The sequence below is a fragment of the Kitasatospora sp. NBC_00070 genome, from assembly GCF_045041205.1.
Taxonomy (GTDB): Bacteria; Actinomycetota; Actinomycetes; order Streptomycetales; family Streptomycetaceae; genus Kitasatospora.
This window is the reverse complement of record NZ_CP108248.1, coordinates 656,470-680,074: the sequence shown is the minus strand read 5'-3', so window position 1 is coordinate 680,074 and position 23,605 is coordinate 656,470. Positions and strand designations below refer to the sequence as shown.

Below are 23,605 nucleotides of genomic sequence, written 5' to 3'. Positions count from 1 at the left end.
GGGCGGCACCAGTCACGAGTGTCCGGCGTCGCCGGACGGTTGACCGTGGCTGTCCTGCCAGGCGACGGCACGCATGATCTGATCTTCGTCCAGGCCGGTCAGGGCGACCACCATGTCGTACTTCTCGGTCTCGGGGAGCGGGCCGAGCACGCTCACCGCCCTGGTGATCTGGCCTGCCCACAGCTCCTCCTGGACGAACGGACGGGCCCGGTACACGGCGGCGAGTCGCGACATGTGGCCCTCGCCACAGGTTCGGAGGAGGCGGTGCCCGTCGAAGCGGGTGTCCATGGTGACCGCGGAGGAGTCCTGGACCCGCAGGACGGTCTGCTCGCGGACGGGGACCACTGCGCCGCACAGGTCGCAGAGATCGGTCGGCTGCGGCCGGTCACGGAAGTGACGACCTATGTCGTTGGCAGAGCTGTCCATCCCTCAGGTCTACGTGACCGCTCTGGGCCGCGCGAGCCGAGACGGGAGCTGTGACCCGACCGTCACCAAAATTTGTTTCCGTTCGCGCGGCTCATAGGAGATCCGGGCCGGCGACCGATCGGGCAATCCACTGTTCGCATTTCCCTTTACCGCGCCGCCGTATCTCCCGCTTCACCTCGCACACCACCGGCGCCCTCCGGACAGACCGGAAGTCTGGCGGGTCGGGCCGGTCTCCACGAGCCCTGGCCGAACCATTGCCGCCTCCTGCTCCGGCCAATCGGGAGGCGGGCGTCGGGCTGCCCAGTACCCGTTGCTGACGCACCGGCTGGTCCAGTGCGGAGGTGTGGTCCTGGAAGTCGGGACCACACCTCCGCCGTGATGCGGTCCGGGCGGTACGTATCAGGTGGGATCGGACAGTGGGCTCATGCTCCGGACCTGACCGGGCCCGGTCAGGTCCGGAGCATGAACTGGGGACTGCCGACACCGCTCTCTGACGGCAGCGTCCCGGTCTGCCACTCCGGGACGAACTGCCCCAGGGCCGTGGGCGCGTCGGGCAGGCCCCGGCCCGTTCGCGTCGGGTCGGTGCCGGGGACGGGACGCGCAGCGGCCGCCATGAGAGTGGTCAGGATGTCGACGCGGCCGGCCGTGCTGCGCAGCTGGCCGTGGTGGGCCGCCAGCAGGGCCGCGAGGCCGGTGAGGTGCGCGGCCGCGATGGCCGTGCCGTCGGCCGGGGTGTAGCCGCTGTCGCGGCCGGTGGTGACGACCGCGACGCCCGGTGCGGCGAAGTCCGCGCCGACGGGGGTGAAGGCTGGGGTGTAGGGGCCGTGGTGGCCGGCCTGTCCGTCACGGGGCTGTGTGCCGGTGTGGGCGAGTGCTCCGGCTGAGATGACGGTGGGCAGGCTGGCAGGGAACGCGGCGGTGGTGTGGGTGTCGCCGGCGGGCGCGATGAGGGTGGTGCCGGCCGTGCGTGTGTCGAGGATTTTCCACGCGACGAGCTGGGAGGGCTGGGGACAGGCGAGGTTGATCTGGGCGATGTCGATGCCGTGGGTGATGCACCAGTCGAGGGCGCGGAGGAGGTGGCTGACGCGGCCGTTGGGGTACAGCTTGAGGGCGTGCAGCTTTGCGTCGGCGGCGATGCCCGTGATCCCGGTGCGGTTGTCGGCGGCAGCGATCACGCCCGCGCACTGGGTTCCGTGGCCGGTGGCGTCCTCCTGCCAGCCGAGGCCGTCGGCGCTGGTGAAGTCGTGGCCGCCGACGACGCTGTCCTTGAGGTCGGGGTGGGCGGCGTCGACGCCGGCGTCCAGCAGCGCGATGGTGGTGCCGTGGCCGCGGAAGGTCGGCGGGACCTGGTTGAGGCGCATGGCCTGTGCCCCCCAGCCGGAGAGCGGTCGGTGTGGGAAGCCCTCGAAGTCCTCGGCGAGGGCGCGCAGCGTCACGTGGACGCCGTCCTGTGCGTCCCGGTCCAGGGCAGGGCCATGGATCCTGGCGGGCCAGAACCCGCCTGCGGGGCGTACGTACACCGTCCGGACGGTGTGGGGCGTGTCAGCCACCAGTTCCAGGGTGGCGGTGCCGGCGGAGTCCGTGACGGCGTGGGCGGGGCCCGCCGCGCCGATGGCCCATACGTGCGCGCCGGGTACCGGGGTCTGGTCGCGGTCGGTCACCTGGACGGTCATGGTGGCGGGTTCGGTCAGCAGGACGGCCAGGGCCGGGTCCGCGATCGGCACTGCTCCTGCCAGGGGGCTGGCGACGGGGTAGAGCAGCGGCAGGTCGGGCTCGACGACGACCTGCGGGTTTCCCGCCAGCGCGCGGGCTCGCTCCGGGGCCATCACCACGACGGCCACCAGTGGACAGGCCGGCGCTGGCTCCGCGATCGCTCCAAGGCCCCGGCTGCGCGAGGGGCGTACCTGCTCGAGGACGCGAACCTGGTCGTCCTCCTCCAGGAGGGACAGCAGCACGGACTCCTCGATCGGCGGGACCGACCCGGGCACCAGTCCGGCCGGCCGGGGCGCCACCAGGTACCGCCCCCACCCGGCCGGCCAGCTCCCGGCGCTGCCGGGCTGCTCCGAGGGCACGTTGGCCGGCCGGTTCTCCGGGGAGGGCCCCTCACGCCGGGGCCTCTGCCTGCCTGCGCCCTCACTCATCGCTGCCACAACTGGTCACACCCTTCCAAACCCATGACGGCTGTCGTCTCCTTCTTCCTTGGCGCTCGGACGAGCGGACGGGCGCGTTGGCGCATGAGCGTCGCGCCTGTCACCGGCCGGTGCCGCGGGCCGCGCCCTGGCACCGGCCGGATGTCATCCAGGGGTCAGATCCCGATGCCCGTCAGCGGCGCGAGAGTGCCCTGGGCGGGAGCGCCCTGGCCGAAGCCGGAAGGGCCTGCCCACTGCGGGAGCTGCGGCATCGACGTTCCGAGGGGCATGCCCTGGGGCTGCCCGCCGAGGGAGCCCTGGGTCTGGCCCTGGATCATCGGGGTCAGGGTCTGGTGCAGCACCGGCGCGATTCTGCGCGCGCACTCGACCAGCAGGCCGGAGTACAGGTGCGGCGGGATCTGCCCCTGCATCTGCATTCCGATGAGTGCCTGCGGGTCGATCCGCAGCTGCTCGATCAGGCTGGTGATGGCCGAGTTCGCGCAGCGCAGGGCAAGCTCGGCGACCATCATGGGCAGCTGTTGCGGGTCGGTCGGCTGCCCGGTCGGCGCGGTGGTGCCGTAGGGCTGCTGCCCGTACTGCTGGCCGAAGAGCGGCGGCGTGGTGGGCTGGCCGCCGTACTGCGGCTGCCACGGGGTCTGCTGACCGAAGCCGTAGGGCTGCTGCCCGTACTGCTGGCCGAAGGCCGGCGGCGTGGTGGGCTGGCCGCCGTACTGCGGCTGCCACGGGGTCTGCTGGCCGAAGCCGTAGGGCTGCTGACCGGTCTGGGGGTGCGCTGTGGTCTGGACCGACATCCGAATACTCTCCTTTGAGCTTCAAACGTGTGCGGTGGGCGGGGGCTCGGAGCTCCACCCGTTGTCAGCTTCATCGGGTTCCGGGGATAGCACACGCCATACACGTCCAAAAGGGTCGCACTGCGACATAACACCGCCCGGACTGGCCCGGTCGGGGCAACGGACCGGGCGTCGGCTGACGCGTGGCAGTAGGCTTCGCGCCCCACCCCGTCAGACGAGCTCCTGCGGAACGCCCGGGTCACGGCGGTGGACCTCGAGGGTGTCGATCACCTCGAAGGCTGCGCCTCGCAGGACACGGTGGGCAGACCGGTCGGAGCGGGTGCCGTCGGTGACGGCGATGACCTGGGTGGCCCCCATCAGAGCGGCGTGCTGGAGGCAGCGGCCCAGCAGTGCGGAACCGAGCCCGGCGCCGCGGTGGGCTGGGTCGACCGCGAGGTGGCGCAGCCGGGCTGTGCCGTGGACGGGTGCCTCCATGCGGGCTTCGGCCAGGGACGATCCGTGCGGGCCGTCGATCCGTACTGTCCAGCCGGTGGGATTTTCGACCGGGGTGACGTCGGCGGGGCGGCCGGGTGGGTGCAGCCGGGTGAGGTGGTGCAGCCAGTAGAGGCGTTCGGCGACGGTGGTGAAGCCCGATGTGATCAGGGCCTGATGGGTGGCGGAGCGGTAGTGGGCGGGTAGTCCTTCGAGCGTGGGTGTGGTCGCGGGGGCACCGGCGAAGGCGTACCAAGTGCGGCAGGCTGCCAGGCGGGCCCGGGCCCAGACGAGGAGGACTGCCATGGTGGTGAAATCCTCCCGGGCGTGGGCCCAGAGGATGACGGCCGAGCGGTCGGCGGGCCTGGGGGTGTAGGCGATCACGCCGACCGGGCGGCGCCTGGCGTCGAGGAAGACGTCGACGAGCGGCGGCTCGGTGCCGCCGACCTGGCGGCGCCCGTCGAGATTCCGCCCGGCGAGGGCAGCGGCGAGGGCGCGGTCGGTGACTGGGGGCTGGCCGGGCAGGCGGTCGGCGTCGATGAGGTCGCGCACTGCTCGGCGGTCGGACTGGCGGTAAGGTCGGGCGGTGAGCGCCATGGCGCTGCGCGCGGAGCTGATCGCTGTGATCTCGTCTCCCCCTTTTCTCCTGGCTCGGCGGCCTCCCTGGGCGGCTGCGGGAGGCCCGGGAGCGCCGGATATTTCCGCTCCCCCGTGCCGCACTCACGGTCACCGGCCCACTGTAGGGAGGGTGGTGCCGGACGGAGACGCGCCGCGCCGTGCCTCTCGGGGAAGAACCGGATGCGGTGTTGGGCCCGATGGTGCAGTTTTCTCTCCGCCCCTGGCGGGCATTCAGCCCGTCGCCAAGCTCATACGGCTACGGAGGCCCAGATGGAGCTGCTTCGGTTCGGGGTCGAGGAGGAGTACCTGCTTGCGGACAGCGTGAGCAGGGTGACGGTTGCCCGCGCGGCTGCGGTGCTCACTGAGGCCGGTGTGACGCTGGGCGAGCGGGCGCAGCCGGAGTTCATCGCTACCCAGGTCGAGGGTTGCACTCCGCCCGTGTGCACGGCTGCGGAGTTGAGGGATGCTCTGCTGGCGGTCCGTTCGGTGTTCGGGGTCGCCGCTCGGCGGGCGGGTTGTCTGCTGGTTGCCTCGGGAACGGCCGTCTTGCCGAGCGTCCATCCGCTGCCGGTCACTGACTGGGCCCGGTATCGGCGGATCGCCGCGCACGTCGGTCCGGGGATCGCTGACCAGGTGGGTGGTGAACTGGGGGGCTGTCACATCCACGTGGGTGATCTCGATCGGCCGTCGGCTCTGGCGGTGCAGGCGCGGCTGCGGCCGTGGCTGCCGGTGCTGGAGTCGGTTGCGGTCAATTCACCGTTCTGCGAGGGCCTGCACACGGGGTCGTCGAGCAGTCGGGCCTTCCGCTACGCGAACTGGCCCACCGTTGGCCCTGCGCCGGTCGTCGACGGTCCTGGGTACGAGGACTGGGTTGAGCACGCCTTGGCGGAGGGGATCATGCTCGATCGTCGGTCCCTGTACTGGTATGCCCGGCCGTCCGAACATCTGCCGACGGTGGAGATCCGGATGGCTGACGTGAACGCGGATGTGGATGTCGCGGTTCTGCTGGCGGTCCTGCTGCGGGGGATGACGCATGTGCTGCTGGAAGAGCTCCGGTCGGGGGTGCCCGATCGGAGCGGCGGGGTGACCGGTCGTCGTCTCCGGGCTGCTCATGACCGGGCGGCTTGGGGTGGGCTGGCTGGGCCGGGTGTGGATCCGGTCACTGGTTGTCTGCGGCCGTGGCGGGAGCAGCTTGGTGATCTGGTCAGGCGTGCGACGCCCGGGCTCGCGATGTACGGGGACTTGCCGCTTGCGGAGCGGCTCGCGGGGAAGCTCGTGAACGGTCGGACCGGGGCTGAGACCCAGCGTGCGGTGCACGCGCGGAACGGATCGCTGGCTGAGGTGGTCGATCACCTTGCCGCTGCCACTTTGCGGGGTTGAGCGGCCGGTGCGGAGCGGGGGGTTCCCGCGTGGCACCGGCCGCTGTCTGCTGTGCTCAGAAGGTGAGCTTCCAGCTGTTGATGTAGCCGGTGTCGGCGGCGGCGATGTCCTGCACCTTGAGTCGCCAGACGCCGTTGGCGGGCACGGCGGAGGCGTCCACTGTGTAGGTGGCGATGACGTCGTCGTCGGAGTCGTTGCTGGTGGCGCCCTTGAGCTGGTAGGTGGTGCCGTCCGGGGCTGCCAGGTCGACGACGAGGTCGCCGCGCCAGGTGTGGCGGATGTCGACGTCGACCTTGAGCGTGGCGGGGGCGTTGCCGTCGATCTGGGTGACGGTGATGTCGGAGTAGACCGCGGCGCCGTTGTCTGGGATCGGCACGTCGGTGGTGTTCTCGAAGGTGGTGATGGTGGCCACCACGGTCCAGGCGAAGGTGGTGGTGGAGGCGGCGTTGGTCGGGTCGGTCACGGTGACCGTGACGGTGCCGGTGCCGAGGGTGGCGGGTGTGCCGGTGACCTTGCCGGTGGACGGGTCGATCGAGAGGCCGTCGGGCAGGCCTTGGGCGGAGTACGCCAGGGGGCCGGGGTTGGTGCTGCCGGCCTGGATCTGGAGGGCGGCGGGGGTGCCGAGCAGGCTGGTCTGCGGGCCGGGGTTGGTCACCGAGACGCCTTCGACGATGCGGGAGCCGACGTTGATGGCTGCCCAGGCGTTGGCGGTGTCGCGGTAGGTGGCGCTGTTCGGTCCGTACAGGTCGGCGGCGGCCTGGAGGGTGGCGGTGCGGGCGCCCGCGTAGTTGGTGGTGGAGGTCATGTACACGGCCAGGGCGCGGTACCAGATCTGCTGGGCGGCTTCCCGGCCGATCGGGGTGACCGGCAGGCCGTCGGAGGTCGGGCTGTCGTAGGAGACGCCGTTGACGGTCTTGGGGCCGTCGCCCTCTGAGGCGAGGTAGAACCAGTGGTTGGCGGGGCCGGAGGAGTAGTGGACGTCGACCGAGCCGATGCCCGCGTACCAGGCGTCCTTCGAGCGGCCGTCCTTGGACGGCTTGTCCATGTAGCGCAGCGGTTTGCCGTCGCCGAAGATGTTGATCTTTTCGCCGACCAGGTAGTCGCCCGGGTCGGTGGTGAGTCCGGCGTCGAACTCGACGGCGGCGGCCATGATGTCGGAGGTCGCCTCGTTCAGGCCGCCGGATTCGCTGCTGTAGACCAGTTTTGCGGTGGCTGCGGTGACGCCGTGGGTCATCTCGTGTGCTGCCACGTCGAGGGCGGTCAGCGGGTTGGTGTTGCCGGAGCCGTCGCCGTATGTCATGCAGAAGCAGGAGTCGCTCCAGAACGCGTTGACGTAGGCGTTGCCGTAGTGGACGCGTGAGTACGCTCCGACGCCGTCGTCGCGGATGCCGGTGCGGCCGTGCACGTTCCGGTAGTAGTCCCAGGTCATCTGGGTGCCGAAGGCGGCGTCGACACCGGCGGTCTGGCGGTTGCTCTGCTGGCCGTCGCCCCAGGTGTCGTCGGGGTCCGTGAACAGTGTGCCGGTGCCGGAGCTGCCGCCGTTGAGGTCGTATGTCTTCTGGCCGCCGCGTTCGGCGTCGGTCATGGTCCAGGACTGGCCGGACTGGGTGGTGCCGATGGTCACTTGGCCGTTGTACTGGCCGGTCCCGGTGCCGGTGTCGATGGCCTGGTAGTGGAACAGCACGGCGCTGGTGGCGGCGTCGGTGATCACGTGCAGCTCGCTGGGCGTGCCGTCGGGCTGGCGGCCGCTGACCACGCTCTCCCAGGCCAGTACCGGCGTGCCGGTGCTGGCCCAGACCACCAGGTGTGCCGGGTCGGCCTTGGCGTTGGTGATGCCTGCGGCCTTTGCCTGGCCGATGGCACGGTCGCGGGCGGATTCGGGGGTCTTGGCGGGTTTGGTGGAGGCGATCGCGATGGGTGCCTGGGTTGCCTTGGTGACGCTCTTGAGGGAGCCGTCCGGGGCGGTGTGCACCACGAGGTCGCCGCCGAGTACCGGCAGGCCGTTGAAGGTGCGCTCGTACCGGGTGTGCCGGGTGCCGTCGGCGTCCTTCAGCACCGAGTGCGGTTGCAGACGCTCGCGGGTGTCCAGCTGCAGGGCCTGGGCGGTCGGGGGGGCGTCGGTTTCGGCCTGGGCGAGGAGCGTCGAACGTTCGCCGGGGCTGAGCTCCACGGACCGTGAGCCGGCCAGGGGCTGGGCCGTGCCGGGGTGGGCGCGGTCTTGGGCGGGCGCGGTGGTCCGGGTGGTGGCGAAGGCGGTACCGGCGGGGAGGGTGGCGGCGAGCAGGGCGGCGCCGACGATCCAGGCACTCGCGGCCGGGATCCTGCGGGGGGAACGTCTCAACGGAACTCCTTCTGCGGCGGCCCGGGGGACGGGCCGGTGACAGCCCGGACAGGGGTTGCTGTCCGGAAGGGGTGCGTTGGTGCATGGCGAATCACCCGGCGGGAGTGCCGGGCAGTGCACGGGAGACGACTCGCTGGGGAAGGCTCGCATATTGGCGCTGACATGTCATCAGGGCCCCCGGGGCGGGGAGGGGACAGCGGCCCGGGGCGGGACGGGACGGCAGTGCTCCGGACTGCCGCCGGGGCCCGTCGGCCCGTTCGGCGACCCCGGAGGGCCTCCGGAAATCGGGCCTCCGACGGAAGCGCGCACCAAAGGCGAACACTTATCCGCAAAGCGGGCCGGATGGAGCACGCGGCCGCCATACAGGTCACGACGCATTCCCATAACGGCGAAAGACGAGCTGCCCGCCCCTGAAAAATTCCCGCGTGACGCGGATTTCCATCACAGGCAGGACGCCGGGCCGCCGCCCGTTTTGCTGACGGAGCGAAACCAGCCCGGTACGGCAGGTAGCGCCAGGAGCGTTCGGGTCTCCATGCGAAAAACTCCCAGTCTCCTTGCCCTTGTCCTCCAGAGGTCCTCTCATCGACAGAATCGCTTCCGCCGGTCGCCGGAAGGCCACTTCATGGGTTCGGGTGCCGGCCGGCAGCGCCCGGGGTGTCCGCCCATGAACACGTCACGCCAAGGACGGGGCCCGCCGGGACCGGCGGGGGGCGGCGGAGCAGTCCCGCACGGCGGATCTTCGTTTTCCGGCCTCACTCCTGGGTGTACGAGCAGAACGCCGTCCCTTCGGTCCCTGCGGCCGGTCCAGCTCATTTGTGCAGGTCACATCCATGGGGTGCCGCCCGACAGGGACCGAAGAGACCCAGTCTCCTGGTTATGTCCACCACTTCCGCTCCCCGGTAGTGGTCGGAGCGGAACGTCCGGGTACCGGACACCTCGTGAAGTGCCGAACGAGAGCATAACTGGGGAAGTGAGTCACTTCAGTCACTGCCGAAGTGTCCGGACTTGCTCTGACCTGCGCAGTAGTAGGAGTGACTGAAGCTGGGAGCTTCCTGGCTCCCGGGTCGCTCCCGGTCCAGGGAGGGGGCAAGCGACCGAAGTGACCGAAGGGACTCACTTCCGAAATGGCCCGCGACTCCTCGGCGTGTTGGGCCCATCACGGCCTTTGCGACTGGATACGTTCGCAAAGTCAGTCCCTTCGGTCACTCGCAAAGCAGGGCAAATCGTCGGCTCGTATCTGAGGACGGTAATGCGACCCTCGGTAGACCGATAAGCGTATTTACGCATGGTTTCTCTTTTCGGTCCCTTCAGTCACTCCACCCGGATCGAGAGCATCCGGAAAGCCGTTCTCCCCTCATGACAAGGACAGCACCGTGCCTCCCAGTGGGACCACTCCCCCTCCCGGAGACCGTCCGGAGCACGTGCCGCCGCTCTCCGTGGCGCTCTGGTGCGCGGCCCGGGGATGGCCGGTCCACCCACTGGCCCCCGGCCGGAAAACGCCGACCGGCAACTGCGGCCACTGCCGTGAGGACAGGCACCCTCCCCGCCAATGTCCCTGCATCACCGCGGGCCGACCCTGCCACGGCTTCCACGCCGCGACCACGGATCCAGAGCGCTTGAAGGCCTGGTGGCAGGCCGACCGAGGCCGTGGAGTCGGCGTCGCCTGCGGGCCTGCCCGCCTGGTCGTCATCGACGTCGACGCACACGCGACCCCCGTCCCGTCCCGAACACGTCTGCTACCCGGTATCCACGTCCCCGACCAGATCGACCTGGCCGGACTCTGCTCCGGCTTCGACACCCTGGCCCTCCTCGCCGCATACCGGGGCCGGCCCGACCCTGTCCTGGACACCCGGACGCTGCGCGTGCGGACCCCCTCCGGCGGCCTGCACGTCTGGTACCGCGACAGCACGGCCTTCCGGTCCTCCACCGGCTCCGGTTCCCAAGCCGCTCTGGCCTGGCAGGTCGACGTCCGGGCCCACGGCGGCTACATCGTGGCACCCACGACCCGCACCACCGCCGGCACCTACACACCGCTCCCCGGAGCCCGCCTGCCCGCCCCCCTGCCGGACTGGCTGGCCGCGGAGCTCACCCGCACAGGCCACCACATCCGTACGCCCCCGCCCGGAACCCCGGCCCCCCAGACCCCCTCCCGACAGCGCAAACCCCGGGCCGCCGCCCGCGCGCTGGCCCCGCTCGTGGAGGAGGTCATCCGGTGCGCCGGCACTCCGGCAGGAGCCGGCTTCACCGAGAAGCTGAACCGGGCCGCCTACACCGCTGGAGGCCTGGTCGCTGCCGGCCACCTGTCCGAGCGCGACGCCCGGAGCCTGCTCGACCAGGCCGCCGCAGCAGCCCGCCCCCACCAGGGCCGACGCAACGACGACATCATCAGTGCCTCCCTCCGCGCGGGCACGGCCCGCCCGTTCCACCTCGAAGGACGCCCATGAGCGCCGCCGCGACCCCCAGCGGGTTCGACGCCGTAGCCGCGGCCCAGCAGATGCTGGAGCTCGAGGAACAGGTCACCGGCCCACCGACCGCCCAGCCTCCGAGCCTCCGCCTGGCCGACGAGAGCAGCGGCGCCCTCCCCCCACTGCTCAGCGACCGGGGCAACGCGAAACTCTTCATCCACCTGCACGGCAACGAGTTCCGGCACGTCGAGGGCCTGGGGTGGTACCGGTGGGCCGACTACCGGTGGAAACGCGGTGCGGAGAAGGCGGTGCTGTGGGCCGCCGGCGAGATGGCCGAACGGATGCCGCAGACGGACGCCGACCGCCTGTTCAGCGACCGGGAGATCGCCTCCCACCGCCGACGCACCATGTCGACGGCGGGCATGAAGGCCCTGCTCGAACAGGCGAAGGCCTCGCCGGACCTCTCACTCTCCTCGGAGGACCTCGACAGTGACCCCTGGGCGCTGTGCACCCCGGCCGGGGTCGTCGACCTGCGCACCGCCGAACTGCACAAGCCTGACCCCGCCAACGGCAACCACGCCCGGGCGACCAACATCGCTCCGGAAGCGATGCCGACCCCCCGCTGGGACCGGTTCCTGCTGGAGACCTTCGGCGATGACGCCGACGGCCTGGAGATGATCGACTTCCTGCACGTCCTGCTCGGCTACTCCATCACCGGAGACGTCGGCGGCCAGGTGCTGCCCTTCCTCTACGGCCAGGGCAAGAACGGCAAATCGGCTCTGCTCGACACGATGATCCAGATCCTCGGGGACTACGCCGATGTCGCCCCGCCTGGCTTCCTGATGGACCGGGGGGCTTTCTCCGAGCACTCCACCGAACTCACCGAGCTCCACGGGCGGCGGATGATGGTGTGTTCCGAACTCAAGCCGACCGACCGTTTCGACGAGGCCCGGGTCAAGCTGCTGACCGGCGGCGACAAGCTCAAAGCCCGCCGGATGCGGCAGGACTTCTTCAGCTTCGTCCCAACCCACCACCTGTGGCTGCTGGGCAACCATCGCCCAGAGGTGACCACGGGCGGGATGGCGTTCTGGCGCCGTATCCGGCTGATCCCCTTCGAGCGGACCGTCCCGGACCGCAGCAAGATCGACAACCTGGCGCTGGAACTCGTCCGGGACGAGGGCCCGGGCATCCTGCACTGGCTGATCGAGGGCGCCCGCCGGTACCGGCACGCCCAAGACCTGCGGCACACCGGTGGGGAACAGCCAGAACCCCTGGAGGGCCCCACCCGGGTGCGGATCGCGACCGACGCCTACGCCACCACCGAGGACCACGTCGGGCGGTTCATCACCGAGTGCTGCACCCGCGACGGCGACACCGAACTGCGCGTCGAGCAGGGGCAGCTGTTCGCCGCCTACGTGACCTGGTGCACCTCCGGGGAGGGACTGCGCCCCGCCTCCGCCCGGGCCTTCGCCACCCGGGTCCGCCTCGACCTCGGACTGGCCTCCCCCAATGACATGATCAAGAGCAACGGGCGCAAGTTCTACCCTGGGATCGGCCTCCTTGCCGACTGACCCGCCTCCGCCAAGCGCCCCCGGGCGGCTCCGCAGTCCCCCGCACCGAGCGCTCTACGATGCACTCAACACCGGCCGGCCCGCCTCCCTGCGGAGAACACCGGCTCCTGCCACCGGGGGGCCGCCCCGGATCACGACGACGAAGGAAGGCACCGGGTCATGAGCTCGCTACTGGAGGGCGGCGTTCTCAGCCACGAGACCAACGTGGTGTGGCTGGAAGACCCCACTTCCCTCGACTACGTCCGCCAGACCATCGACAAGACTCCGCGGAGGCGCGGGAAACCCCGCTGGCTTCGAGACGGCCGCATGGTCGGGTACGCCGAACTCGACGAGGCGGCGGAGGCCGACCCCGACAGCGGCCTGCACCGCCGACGCGTCTTCTTCCTGCTCGCCCACGACCGCGATCTCGATCCCGATGGGCTCTACGCTGACGGGGCGCCCGGCGAGGCCGTCGATCCCCGGACCGTCGAGCCGCGCACCGTCGGCGAGAAGACCCTCCGTTCCCAGACCGGGGCACCCGACTGATCTCCGTCCCCCGCCCGCAGAAGGCAGCGGGGACTGCCCGGTCGTCGGCGTGGACCGGCCTGGCCGGCCACGGGCTCCGTACGGTGCTGTTGAGTGAGTGGCCACCCACCGCGCCGACAAGACCCGCGCGGGTGGTTTTCCATGAGGGCGAGGAGAGCCATGAGAATGCTCTGGCAGTGGCGGCTGGAAGACGGGGGCGGCAAGGTCCTGGAACTTCAGGAGGTCGCGCCCACGATAGAGATGACAACCCTTCCGGAGCCCGGTGTAGCCGGCGGAACAGCCGACACCGGTTTCGAGATGCAGGGCGACGCGGAGACGTGGATCGGTCTGTGCTGGCGTCCCCTCCACGAGGGGGGTGTCGCAAAGGTGTTCCTGCTGCACGGCACCCAGGAGGTCTACGGTCCGATGGACCTCGCCCCGCAGACCATGCCATTGCCCCGCACGGGGTAGGGCCCCGCTCAGACCTTCGGAAGCGTTATCCCCAGCTCGAGCATCGCCGGGGACGGCGGGCCCCCCTCAGACCGCTCGGTCTTGTATCCCTTGACACCAGGAGCAACGGTCCGCGGGTCCACCGCCTCGGACGGGGCTCCGGTGGCGTAGAGGCCGTCCGGCCGCTGGTCCCGGTCGTGGGGCAGCAGCCAGAAGACCCGGCGGCGGAACGTGCCGGACGCCCGCGACGCCTTCGCCGCAGGGCCGAGGACCGCGTAACCCACCATCCGGCCGTCGCGGTGGTAAGCGGGTCTGCCGCGACGGGTGGTCAGGCGGTCCAGGGACTGGCGGATGTAGTCGAGGCAGCCCGGGTCCTCGAGCCAGACCAGGTCGGTCTCGTGGGCGAGCTCGGCCGGATCGATCAGCGCGCTCACGGCGTGGACTCCTCGGTATCGGGGGCAGCGACGAGGCCGATGCCTGGGTAGTACTTGCGGCTGTTGGACAGGACCATCTCCTTGGGAGAAGTCATACCCAGCATTTCGCGGACGCGTGCGGCAAATGCCCGACCGGATACCGGGTTGGCGCCCTCGAAGCCGCACCACCGGGCGTACGCGGCGAAGAGCTGGGCCTGCTCGGCACGCATCCCGTCACCCATTCTGCAGGCTTCGGTGAGGAACCGGCCTACATGGTCCTCCGTCTCGGCGTAGGCAGTGGTGGCCACCTGGACGCGCTGCGGGCCGGCGAGATCCTTCTCACCGGCAAGGTAACGCCGCGCACCGGTGATCAGCCAGGCGAGGATACCGGGACCCTCCTCGCGGACCAGGACATGCGCCAGGTTGTCGATCTTCCGATCCTCGGGGACGACACGCTCGAAAGGGATCAGCCGCATGCGGCGCCAGAACGCGAATCCGCCCGTGTTGACCTCGGGACGGTGGTTCCCCAGCAGCCAGAGCTTGTGAGTCGGGGTGAAGCTGAAGAAGTCCTGCCGCATCCGGCGGGCCTTGATCTTGTCGCCGCCGGTCAGCAGCTTCACCCGGGCCTCGTCGAAACGGTCACCGGGCTTGAGCTCGGAACAGACGATGATGCGCCGCCCGTGGAGCTCGGCCAGGTCGGTGGGGTGCCCGTCGAAGGTCTTCGCCATAAGGAAGCCAGGCGGGGCCGCATCCGCATAGTCACCGAGGAGCTGCAGCATCACATCGAGCAGCACCGACTTGCCGTTCTTGCCCTGGCCGTAGAGGAACGGCATGACCTGGGCCCCGACGTCCCCGGAGATGGAGTAGCCGAGGAGCAGATGAAGGAAGTCACGGGTCTGACGGCCGTCAGGGTCAGTGCCGAAGGTGTCGTCCAGGAACCGGTCCCACCGAGGGGTCGGCATCTGCCGCGGGGCGAGTGTGGTGGAGCGGGAGTGGTGATGGTAGCGGGGGTCGGGGGCAGCGATCGCCCCCGACCTCAGGTCGACGACACCGCCAGGGGTACACAGAGCGTAGGGATCCGCGTCCAGAAGGGCGGCGTTGAGGACCATCCCCGGAGCGGACTTGGCCTGCATCAGCATGGCGTTCATCCCGGAGGTCGAGAGGGCACGCCTTTTGTGACGGCGCAGCTCGGTCCCGGTGTACAGCCCCCTGGGGTCTGTCGTGGCAATGTTCTCGGACATCTCGCCGGCCGCCCACAGCACGGTGTCGTCCTCATCCAGCTGCCAGCGGTAGGTCTGCCAGCGGTACCACCCGATGCCGGGCACATGCCGGTAGTCCTGGCCGTAAAGACGTACGAAGAGCTTGGCGTTGCCACGGTCGGAGAGGCTGTCGGGCAGCAGGCCATGGGGTGTCGCGACGGGCAGCTCCTGGGCGGCCACCTCCCCGGGCTCCCGGTCAACGCCCAGGAGCGACGGCCGCAGCCTCGGATCGGACGGCCCGGGCGCGGCGGAGCCAACCTGCTGGAGGTCCAGCAGAGAGTCCTGGATCGGAGCAGGGTGTGAGGGGGACAGAACAGACCCGTTGAGGATCTGACGTGCGATGGTCACCGGGTCGAACGTCTTGCCATCTGTCATCGTCGCCCCTTTTCGACGTACAACGGTTGCCGCCCCCCTGCGGCCAAACCCGACGTGATGATCCTTGCGCTGGTGTGTGCCTGGGCCGGCCTTGCCGAAACGGCGGCCCTGCGGAGGAGCTCCTCGGCCTCCGCCGCAGGCAGGTATCCCGCAGCGGCCAGGCCGCCCGCCGTGTAAGCCGCCCGGTTCAGCTTCTCCGTGAAGGCCGCTCCGGCCGGGACTGCTGCGCAGTCGGCGACTTCCTGCAGAACTCGGTCAAGGACACGCCGCCCTGAGGAGAAACGATTTCCCCCAGCCGCGATGACGGCCTGGAGCGCCCGGGGCGGAACCGTCCGGGCAGAGGCGTCCGGCAGAGGCTCCTTGAGGTGTCCGGTACGGACCAGCTCCTCGCTCAGCCACGTCGGGAGCGGAGCCGGCACCCGAGGCCCGGCGAGGGCTTGGTACGGGCCGGTGTTGGTCCGGGTGCCGGGAGCCACGATGTACCCGCCGTGGGCGCGGACATCAACTTGCCAGGCCAGTGCAACGGTCCGTGACGATCCTGCTGAGCAGGTGAACTCCAGATGAGGAGCTGCCAGGTACCAGATGTGCAGGCCTCCCGAAGGGGTACGGACGCGCAGGGTCGACCCGTCAGCAGCAGGGTCAACAGCCCCCCGCAGGGCTGCGAGCAAGCTCAAGCTGTGGAATCCGCTCTCCAGCCCGCTGAGGTCGACATCGGGCGGAACGACAATCCCCGGTAGCAGCCTGTCGCGGGTTGGGACCGGAACAGGGTGGGAGTCGACGTCGATGACCACCAGGCCGGCAGGGCCGCAAGACACCCCGACACCGAAATCGGGGTTCACCCGCCACCAGGCACTGATCAGGTCCTGCTCCAAAGTGGCGGCGTGGAACCCGTGGCAGTACCGCCCTGCTGGGAGGCAGGGGCATCCTTCAGCCGGATGGGGAGTTTTCCGGCAGGGCGGGCAGTTGGCCGGGGGTGTCTTGCGACGGGCGGCCAACGGGTGAACCGGCCAGCCTTGGGCCGCGCACCAGCGCGCTACGGCCAGCGTCTGGGGGTACTGACCCATTCGGTCGCTGTCCACGGCCATTGACGCCGTCACTAGGCCCTTCCAGAGTGGGGGGTTCTTCAGTAGCCGCCCGCCAGCTTCGGTAGCTGGGACGAAAATAGCAGGTCAGAGCGGTGGCACCGGCCGGTCAGCGACCGAAGCGACCGACCTTCCGGAGACGGACAACACAGACTAGCCGAGCAGTCCGCACTGCGGGGCTTTCGCCCACGCCACCCGGTGGGGCCCTCGTAGCAGCGATCAGCGATCCAGTCACTCGGTAGCGACTAAATGTGTTCGGTCGCTACTGGCTTGCGCGCGGTCAACATCCCAGGTCAAGCGCCCTGCAAAGACCTGGCCAGCGACTGAAGCGACTGAAGCCTGGGTCTATAACGCACACAGGCACGCACGAATGTCCTCATATACCGGGAGGACGGTCGCTTCAGTCGCTGGAGTACTGGTGATATAGCCTCTGACCTGCAACTTTATGAAGCGACCGAGGGGAAGCTACTGAACCGCCACCCCTGAGGACGCGCGCGACACGCCGGTCACCGATTGGCCGAACAAGAGTGATGATGCGGTTTCGGTCGTTTTGGTGTCGGCGGGGTGTCTTTCCAGCAGACAGGGATACACGAGCCTCTGCTCAGATGACGGCAGGCGCCGCTGGCGTGCAGCTTCTGGCGCCCCTGCGGTGGGCCTGGTGCCGTGGCGGGACTGCGCGGTGCCAGCCACCCGGGTGGCGCGGCTCGGACTGGCCGCCCCCGCCTACCAGCTCTGCTCGGAGCTGGTGATGTCCACCCGCCCCACGTGGGTGCGACCAGCCGCCGCCTGAGGCCATCGACCGGGTCAGACTTTGGGAACTACCCGAGAGCTAACCGCTCTTCAGTCCGCCTGGCCTGGGCCAGGTCGTGCCGGGTCCTTGAGGAACGACGGTGTGATCAAGAAGGTACTCGCCGGCACTGTGCGGGGGTGACGCTCCGTGGCACTGCACTGAACTCGGGTCAGAACCAACTTTTTTGCGAGAGCGTTGACACTCGGCGCCTCCCTCCAAAACCTGGCCCGGGAAGGCTGATGGGGACGCTGAGAACGTTGATCATCCCGGCCTTCACCGGGGCCTGTCCGGACGGAGATTCCTCCGGTTTCTGCCTTGATGGCTGCACCACGAGTACTGCCGCGACTCGGTGCTACCTCGGAGGATTGCCTCGGCAGTGGCTGTTGGGCAGCCTGAACAAAGCGGGGTGCACATGATCATCACGGAAACCGTCACGGATGACTGCCACTCCAGTCGCCGCGTCATACACACCTGTTCGATGGAAACCAGCAATCCTGATCTCCTTGGAGAGCTGATACGGGCATGGAAGCTCGCTCTCCCCATCCGGGACTGGCGGGTCGTGATCGAGTGCGGCGGCAAGCGCTACCGGCTCCAGTAGGGACGCGCTCCGGCCGGAAACAACCGGCAGGAGCATGATGCCCGGGGACGGCCCAGAAGGAGTCTGATTCGAAAATCTCCCGCCTCCGCAGGTCAGACCGCTTCTGTTGATTGGAGGGACACTTGATAGCCGAGCGTGTTGAGCTGACTGACGAGGCGGCGCGTCTGCCGCGTTCGGCCGGTTCGCTGGATGAAGTAGTCGCCTCCGAGGCCGTGGTAGTCAGCGTCGCGGGTGAGCATGTGCCAGGCGGAGGTCAGGATGTGGCCGACGGCGACCATGGCGCGTTTCTTGCCGCGGCGGACGGCGATGCGTTTGCAGCGGGACGCGAGGTAGGTGTCCTTGCTGCGGGCCGCAGCAGTCGCGGCGAGCCCGAGGCCACCCTGTTGGGTCCCGGCCGCGTCCAGCGGGGTGGCCGCGACCGCGTCGGCGCCGCGGGCACTGTGGTTGGCCAGCCAGGCCGTGAGCCGGGGCCGGCCCCGACGGCCGATCGCCGCCGGGCTCTGGTAGCCAGTCAGCAGGACCGGAGCGCCCCGGTGGGCCGAGTAGTCGAAGGCCCGCTCCAGCGCGGGGAAGACCCCGGTCAGCACGTCGCAGAGCCGGTTGATCATCCGGACCCGGTTGGCGACGGGGTCCGAGCGGTGAGCGGTCAGCAGCGCGAGGTCGGCGGCCAGCTGGGCGAGACCGTCGATTGCGGTGAAGTCCCGGCGGTGCCGGGAGGTCTCGGCGATGACGTAGGCGTCCCGCGCGTCCGTCTTGGCCTCGCCCTGGTAGGCACCGGACATGCGGTTGACGGTCCGCCCGGGCACGTAGACGGCCGTGGGCCGCGAGCAAGGCCAGCAGCAGAGCGGAGGCGGTGCCGGAGATGTCGACGGCCCAGTGGACCTCGTCGCTAACGCCAGGATCTCGCCGATCGTGGCCAGGATCGCCGCCTCGTCGTTGTCGACCTTCCTCGACCATAGCGTCGCCCCGGTTTCGTCGACTGCCGCTGCCCAGTGATGGCCTTGCCCGTGTCGATGCCCGCCCAGATCCGGGCCCGTGGTTGCTCGCTCATCGGCCTCTCCTCGTCTCCGACGGCACGCCATTGGCCCGAGGAACACCCCGCTGTCATCTCCGTAATCAGCGACCGAAACGCACATCTCAATCAGCAGCCAGGGCGCCCCGGAGAACCGGACGGCCACTCCTGCGAAGCCACGACTGGCAAGAACCGATCAGCCACTTCCGGCCCTCCCGGGCCGGCTAACACCTTATGGAGGGACCGATGATGCGACGGCAGATGCGGGTGGGCACCCGCGACGGCCTGCACGCACGCCCCGCCGCCCAGTTCGCGGCGCGGGCAGCCCAATGGCCGGCCGATGTCACGGTCGAGAAGGAGGACGGCACCCCGGTGAACGCCAAGAGTCTCCTGGCCCTCATGACACTCGGCGTGCGAAGCGGGGACACCATCACGGTGACTGCCAGCGGTGACCCCGCGGTGCCGCTGCTCGATGACCTGCAGGCCATAGTGACCGGCCCAGCCGACTGAGAGCCCGGCAACGGCCGCAGTCCCTGTGCGCGACATCCCACGAGTTCTCCTGAGCCCCGTTGAGTACACGAGGCCGTGGTCAGGGGCTTCGTGATCCGCAGGCCGCCCCGCCTGGCAGAGCTGGTGGGGGTACGTGCGAGGTGTGCTGCCTGGAGCTCGACTCGGTCACGCCATAAACACGCGGTGCGACCACCAGGGCCGCCCCGGGTATCGGGATTGGGTAGGTCAGCCCAGCGCCAGGGCGATGAGGCTGGTCGGTGTGAGCTGGTCGGCCATCATCCGCAGGGCTGCCGAACGCCCGGCGTCGTCCAGGGTGCCGGGGGTGAAGGCCTCCTCGGCAAGGGACGCGATGTCGTCGAGTCCGCGGGCACCGCGCCAGTAGGCTAGGCGTGAGGGGTCGGGTGAGGCGGTGCCGTAGCCCTGGAAGAACCAGGTGCGCTGCTGGTCGCCGATGTGCTCATCACCGTAGGCGCCACCGAGCACGAACATCAGGTCGTGTTCGGGAGTCGACAGTGCCGCGTCGTCCCAGTCGATCAGCCAGACGTGTCCGGGTGCGGCCAGGACGTTGCCCAGGTGCGGATCGGTGTGGCACACGGTCGTCGGCGTTACCTTGGGGGCCAACTGCTCGATGAGTGCGGCCACGGCCTGGATCTGGTCGGCGTGCTCCAGCCACAGCCGCTGGACCGCGGCGGCTGTGGCGTCCGGCGCGGCGGTGGCGCCCAGGAGCGCGTCCACCGTGCGGGCCTTGGCCAGGTGCCAGGTGTGGTCGGCGACCGGCAGAACGGCGGCGAGGTCGTCGGTGAGCGGTAGCGCGTGCGTCTGGGCCAGCAGAGCGCCGAGTGCGCGCCACTGCCCGGCCCGCAGCCCGTCGTCGATGCCCTTCCGGTCGCCGACCCAGGGCGTGACGGACAGCCGACGCCCCTCTCGTATGGCCCACAGGTGGCCATCGCGCGTGCGGACCGGGGCGGCCACCGAACGGGCTCCGTGATCGGCCAGGCGGCTGGGCAGCATCAGGCCGGCCGCGGATCCGCCCGAAGACCACTTGACGGCGTATGCCGCGTCGTCGGAGCGGCCCCGGAAGGTCTGCGCGGCCCTGTCCGCACCGGCCTCCACTGGGTCAAGGGCCGTCAGGTCAATACCGAAGTCTTCCGCGACATACAAGATCACATCGTTCACACCCGCAGACTAGGATGGCGGTCACACGGACGTCATCCTCCGCCCAGGGGCCTTGGACGGCCCCGGGGGGATCAATGGAGCCGTGGGCTACCGGCGTTAATCAAGGTCAGGTGCTGAGGACTTCGGCGGACTGGAAGTCGGAGTGAGCGATGGCTTGGAGGTATGCCTACCGCTTCTCGTGTGGTCGACTTCGTCCGCAAGGCGGTGGAGCTCTTGGAGGGCACCGTGCCGGGCCAGTACGCCTCGGTGCGGATGGCGGAGGCCCACTGCGACCTGCTCCGCGCCCGGGGCGAGGGGACCCGGTTCGATGCGGGCCAGGCCCGCCGGGCGGCGCGCGAGGTGATCCGGGTGGAGGCCCGCTCGAAGAACAACCCAGCGGACCTGATCAACGTGGCGCTGGAGCAGTTGGTGCGCTCTGGGCTGGAACTGCCTGGGTTCTCCACGCTGGACCGGAGGGCGATGAGCATCCGCACTCAGGTGCACGGCGACATCTTCGACCGGGTCGCCGGGCGGATCGGCGAGGAGGAGCGGGCCCATCCGCTGCGGTTGCTGACCGTGGTGGGGCTGAACCGCAAGACGGTGTTCAACCAGCTGAAGCAGTCCGCCCAGCAGGCGACCTGGTCGAACATGAAGAAGGCTGGCCGAGCACCACAGGTGGCTGGACTCGCTGGGCGACACCGGGGGTGTGGCTGGAGGGCCTGGCGGCCGGGAAGATCGCGGACTTCGCCGGCGAAGCCGAGGCGCGGCCTCGGACGTGCTCCAGGACTACGCGGAGATCAAGCGGGTCACGCTGATCGCGTGCCTGGTCCACAAGGCCCGGATGCGGGTCCGCGACGACCTGACGACGATGTTCACCAAGCGGGTGGCGATCAAGGCGAAGCGGCCCCGCGCAGACGGCGCGAGCCCGGGCCGGGGCGCTGACCAAGAAGACGCTGGACGCGCTGGAGGGCCTGGACGAGGAGTCAGGGGCCCCGGAGGTGAGCCGGCGCCTGCAGCGCCGGGTCGCGGCGGCGTTCCTGAAGCTGGCTGAGGGACTGATGGTGCAATCCAACGGCCTGGTCAGCGTGACGTCGGCGGTGGACGGCTTCGGTGGGTTCGACGCCCAGTACGAGCAGATCGGGAAGGTCTCCGCCCACCACGGCGACAACTGGGAGGTGCTCGTGCACGTGCACCTGAAGGCCGACCCGGCGGTGATGCTGAATCTGCTGGAGAGCCTGGACCTGGTGGCCACCAGCGAGGACAGCCGCCCGCCGGGCGTCATGGAATACGTCAACGCCACCCTCCAACCGTTCCAGCAGATGTTCCTTCCCATGCGGGCGGCCTGCCGGGAAGCGGCTCATCGAGCGACCCTGTTCGAGGGCCGTGCGCCAGGAAATGCCTCGCCCTTTCGCCGTGGACCCATCCACTGCCGCATCCGCCTCGTATGACGCCGCGTCACCACCGATTACGGAACAGAGCAGATGGTTTGACACTCCCTCAGCCGGACGAGTGACACAGACTGGCGCCGCCGTCACTACGTCCATCTCGGGGAACCACAGGTCGCACTGCACGATCTGACCGGGCTCGTAGACGACCCGGGCGACCGGGTCGATGCCCTTGTACTGGGGCCGCAGCAACGCGAGCCGCTTCTTCAGCGGGCCCATCGAGTACGGCCAGCCGATCCGTTCGGCGATCACCGGCCCCGGCATCGTCGGCGATTCCTGCAGCAGGGCCCGGATCTGGGGCTCGAACGCGTCGACCACCGACCCCTTCGCGGCCCGCTCGTACTTCGTCGGCCGGTCCGAGTTCAACGCGGCCCGTACCGTGTTCCGGGCCACCCCCAACCGCCGCGCGATCTCTCAACCAATTTTCGTGGAGCGTTGACAGCCCTGTGCGGAGGCTTCAGCCGGATAGGGGTGCCCGTGGTGGTGCCCGGCCGGTCGTGGCGCCGGCCTTGGCGGTGGATGAGTCTGAGAGGGGCGAGGCTATCGATCGGGCGGAGGCTGCCGTGAGCATACTCAATCGTGAGACGGTGAACCGGCTCTGGGCGGTGCTGGCGGCCCCGAGTCAGGCCGAGCTGCTGGACCAGGTCGGCCGGTCCTGGATTCCCGGCTGGTCCTCCTGCGGAGCGGTGGAGCTGGAGGAGAAGCTCCCTTTCGATGACGATCAGTGGGACAGGTACTGCGTCCAGTGGGAGGCCCTGTTCGGTGACGGCTTCATCGAAGTGTGCGGGCAGCTGCCCCCGGTGGAGGGCGCCGCGGCGTTCGAGTCTCCTGCCTGGGCCACTGAGGCGGGCAGGATCCTGGCGATGTCGGACCCTTCCCGCTACACCGCGGTGGAAGGCTGGTGGTATCGCACCAACTACAGCGGAGACATCATCTTCGCCCACGCCCCCGACCCCAGTCCCTGGCACTGGACCACCCAGGCGAGGTTCCAGCGCTACCTCCACGCCGCCACTACGGGAGCGCAGGCGGGGCGGGTCGAGGCAGGAGCGGCGGACGGTGTGGGCGCAACCCCAGGGCCCCGGGAGGAGAAGGCTGTCAAATCGGTCGATCCGGTGGTCTGGCCGCAAAAAGCCGAACCACTGAAGTACTCCTCAGAGGGATTCGGGGATCCGCCCGCATCCAAGGACCTGGAAATGGTGGCCGCCGCAGGAGAGACTGTCCACAAAAAATGCGTCGAGATGCAAAAAATGGGCATGAAAGTCATCGTATTCGTCGGGGTCGGGACAGGTAATCCATCCAGTGGATGGAAGAATAATTCAGTGGTCCGAAGGGGCGGGATCACAGACGCCTCTCAGACGTTTCCTCGATTCCTCAAGGAAGCCATGGAGGAGGAGAATTACTTCATCATCGCCGTCAATTTCAACATCGGCCCGAGCGGAGTGGTCGTCAACGATGATAAAGGCCAAATGACAGTTCAGGTTCCTGCCAAATTCCCGCTCGTGAAGACCGATGATGGCATGCGGGCACTGAAACCCTTCATGGACGTGGCCAAGGCCGCGGACCGCTTTGCGATCATGAATGCAGTGTCGGACCAGGACTTCGAACCCCTTGCAATTTTGGCCATGCATGCGAAGTCAGGAGCGGGTTCGTATATCAAGTCCTACATGCAGACTGGCCTCATCTTCGCGAAATGCCCCCTCACTCGCGGGGACCGACGGTTCGTATCAGCTCAGGTGCCCAGCTTGTCCTCGCTTCAGCAAGTTTTCAGGTCGGAGCCTGCCAAAGTGACCAAGACAGGTGATCGTGCCTAACTTTGGGTCTGCAACTCCTTTGAGGTGATCCCGGGGAGTGTGGACACA

Annotated in this window: 19 protein-coding genes and 1 pseudogene; 9 read left to right on the top strand and 11 right to left on the bottom strand. The window is 69.2% G+C overall.

Features of this window, described 5'->3' with window-relative positions:
• Positions 1–12: 12 nt before the first annotated feature.
• The 4 genes from OHV05_RS37970 to OHV05_RS37955 form a co-directional block, all read right to left on the bottom strand.
• Positions 13–426 carry a hypothetical protein gene (locus OHV05_RS37970; RefSeq protein ID WP_331731014.1) on the bottom strand — a complete coding sequence of 138 codons (414 nt, stop codon included), beginning with the start codon at positions 424–426 and terminating at the stop codon, positions 13–15.
• A gap of 449 nt (positions 427–875) precedes the next feature.
• Positions 876–2,498, bottom strand: coding sequence for a S8 family serine peptidase (locus OHV05_RS37965; RefSeq protein ID WP_405021730.1), 1,623 nt, complete (start codon positions 2,496–2,498; stop codon positions 876–878).
• 233 nt (positions 2,499–2,731) lie between these two features.
• Positions 2,732–3,367, bottom strand: coding sequence for a hypothetical protein (locus OHV05_RS37960; protein WP_331731012.1), 636 nt, complete (start codon positions 3,365–3,367; stop codon positions 2,732–2,734).
• 210 nt (positions 3,368–3,577) lie between these two features.
• A complete protein-coding gene (locus OHV05_RS37955; RefSeq protein ID WP_405021729.1) occupies positions 3,578–4,390 on the bottom strand; it encodes a GNAT family N-acetyltransferase in 813 nt (270 codons plus the stop codon).
• A gap of 336 nt (positions 4,391–4,726) precedes the next feature.
• On the opposite strand from OHV05_RS37955, the gene OHV05_RS37950 reads away from it, so the two are divergent.
• A complete protein-coding gene (locus OHV05_RS37950) occupies positions 4,727–5,836 on the top strand; it encodes a glutamate-cysteine ligase family protein (RefSeq protein WP_331731009.1) in 1,110 nt (369 codons plus the stop codon).
• 55 nt (positions 5,837–5,891) lie between these two features.
• Here OHV05_RS37950 and OHV05_RS37945 read toward each other — a convergent pair whose 3' ends face one another.
• The gene (locus OHV05_RS37945; RefSeq protein WP_331731007.1) at positions 5,892–8,177 is read right to left on the bottom strand and encodes a M4 family metallopeptidase; all 2,286 of its coding nucleotides are present in this window, start codon (positions 8,175–8,177) and stop codon (positions 5,892–5,894) included.
• Positions 8,178–9,613: 1,436 nt separating this feature from the next.
• On the opposite strand from OHV05_RS37945, the gene OHV05_RS37940 reads away from it, so the two are divergent.
• The 4 genes from OHV05_RS37940 to OHV05_RS37925 all read left to right on the top strand — a co-directional run bounded on the left by OHV05_RS37940 (position 9,614) and on the right by OHV05_RS37925 (position 13,128).
• Complete coding sequence (locus tag OHV05_RS37940) at positions 9,614–10,621, top strand: bifunctional DNA primase/polymerase (RefSeq protein WP_405021753.1); 1,008 nt, start codon at positions 9,614–9,616, stop codon at positions 10,619–10,621.
• Positions 10,618–12,153, top strand: a complete 1,536-nt coding sequence (locus OHV05_RS37935) for a phage/plasmid primase, P4 family (protein ID WP_331731003.1) — start codon at positions 10,618–10,620, stop codon at positions 12,151–12,153. The genes OHV05_RS37940 and OHV05_RS37935 overlap by 4 nt, the downstream gene beginning before the upstream one ends.
• A gap of 159 nt (positions 12,154–12,312) precedes the next feature.
• Positions 12,313–12,678, top strand: a complete 366-nt coding sequence (locus OHV05_RS37930; protein ID WP_331731002.1) for a DUF6009 family protein — start codon at positions 12,313–12,315, stop codon at positions 12,676–12,678.
• Between the two features lie 159 nt (positions 12,679–12,837).
• Positions 12,838–13,128 carry a hypothetical protein gene (locus OHV05_RS37925; RefSeq protein WP_331731001.1) on the top strand — a complete coding sequence of 97 codons (291 nt, stop codon included), beginning with the start codon at positions 12,838–12,840 and terminating at the stop codon, positions 13,126–13,128.
• Positions 13,129–13,136: 8 nt separating this feature from the next.
• Here OHV05_RS37925 and OHV05_RS37920 read toward each other — a convergent pair whose 3' ends face one another.
• The 4 genes from OHV05_RS37920 to OHV05_RS37905 form a co-directional block, all read right to left on the bottom strand.
• Positions 13,137–13,541, bottom strand: a complete 405-nt coding sequence (locus OHV05_RS37920) for a DUF6009 family protein (RefSeq protein ID WP_331730999.1) — start codon at positions 13,539–13,541, stop codon at positions 13,137–13,139.
• On the bottom strand, positions 13,538–15,154 hold the full coding sequence (locus OHV05_RS37915; protein ID WP_331730997.1) for a phage/plasmid primase, P4 family: 1,617 nt from the start codon (positions 15,152–15,154) through the stop codon (positions 13,538–13,540). Before OHV05_RS37915 ends, OHV05_RS37920 begins: the two co-directional genes overlap by 4 nt.
• Positions 15,151–16,218: a bifunctional DNA primase/polymerase gene (locus OHV05_RS37910; RefSeq protein WP_331731180.1), complete on the bottom strand. Its 1,068-nt coding sequence runs from the start codon at positions 16,216–16,218 to the stop codon at positions 15,151–15,153. Before OHV05_RS37910 ends, OHV05_RS37915 begins: the two co-directional genes overlap by 4 nt.
• A 1,498-nt stretch (positions 16,219–17,716) precedes the next feature.
• A complete protein-coding gene (locus OHV05_RS37905; protein WP_331730994.1) occupies positions 17,717–18,706 on the bottom strand; it encodes a transposase in 990 nt (329 codons plus the stop codon).
• 176 nt (positions 18,707–18,882) lie between these two features.
• On the opposite strand from OHV05_RS37905, the gene OHV05_RS37900 reads away from it, so the two are divergent.
• Positions 18,883–19,146 carry an HPr family phosphocarrier protein gene (locus OHV05_RS37900; protein ID WP_331730992.1) on the top strand — a complete coding sequence of 88 codons (264 nt, stop codon included), beginning with the start codon at positions 18,883–18,885 and terminating at the stop codon, positions 19,144–19,146.
• A gap of 225 nt (positions 19,147–19,371) precedes the next feature.
• Here OHV05_RS37900 and OHV05_RS37895 read toward each other — a convergent pair whose 3' ends face one another.
• Positions 19,372–20,322, bottom strand: a complete 951-nt coding sequence (locus OHV05_RS37895; protein WP_405021728.1) for a phosphotransferase enzyme family protein — start codon at positions 20,320–20,322, stop codon at positions 19,372–19,374.
• Between the two features lie 180 nt (positions 20,323–20,502).
• Between OHV05_RS37895 and OHV05_RS37890 the strand changes: the two genes are divergently transcribed.
• Complete coding sequence (locus OHV05_RS37890; RefSeq protein WP_405021727.1) at positions 20,503–21,243, top strand: DUF4158 domain-containing protein; 741 nt, start codon at positions 20,503–20,505, stop codon at positions 21,241–21,243.
• Positions 21,244–21,299: 56 nt separating this feature from the next.
• Positions 21,300–21,749, top strand: coding sequence for a hypothetical protein (locus tag OHV05_RS37885; RefSeq protein ID WP_331730986.1), 450 nt, complete (start codon positions 21,300–21,302; stop codon positions 21,747–21,749).
• A gap of 96 nt (positions 21,750–21,845) precedes the next feature.
• Here the strand turns inward: OHV05_RS37885 and OHV05_RS37880 are convergent.
• Positions 21,846–22,157, bottom strand: a pseudogene (locus tag OHV05_RS37880) (IS21 family transposase); the annotation flags it as partial.
• 152 nt (positions 22,158–22,309) lie between these two features.
• Between OHV05_RS37880 and OHV05_RS37875 the strand changes: the two are divergent.
• Positions 22,310–23,557, top strand: coding sequence for a hypothetical protein (locus tag OHV05_RS37875; protein WP_331730984.1), 1,248 nt, complete (start codon positions 22,310–22,312; stop codon positions 23,555–23,557).
• Positions 23,558–23,605 lie beyond the last annotated feature (48 nt).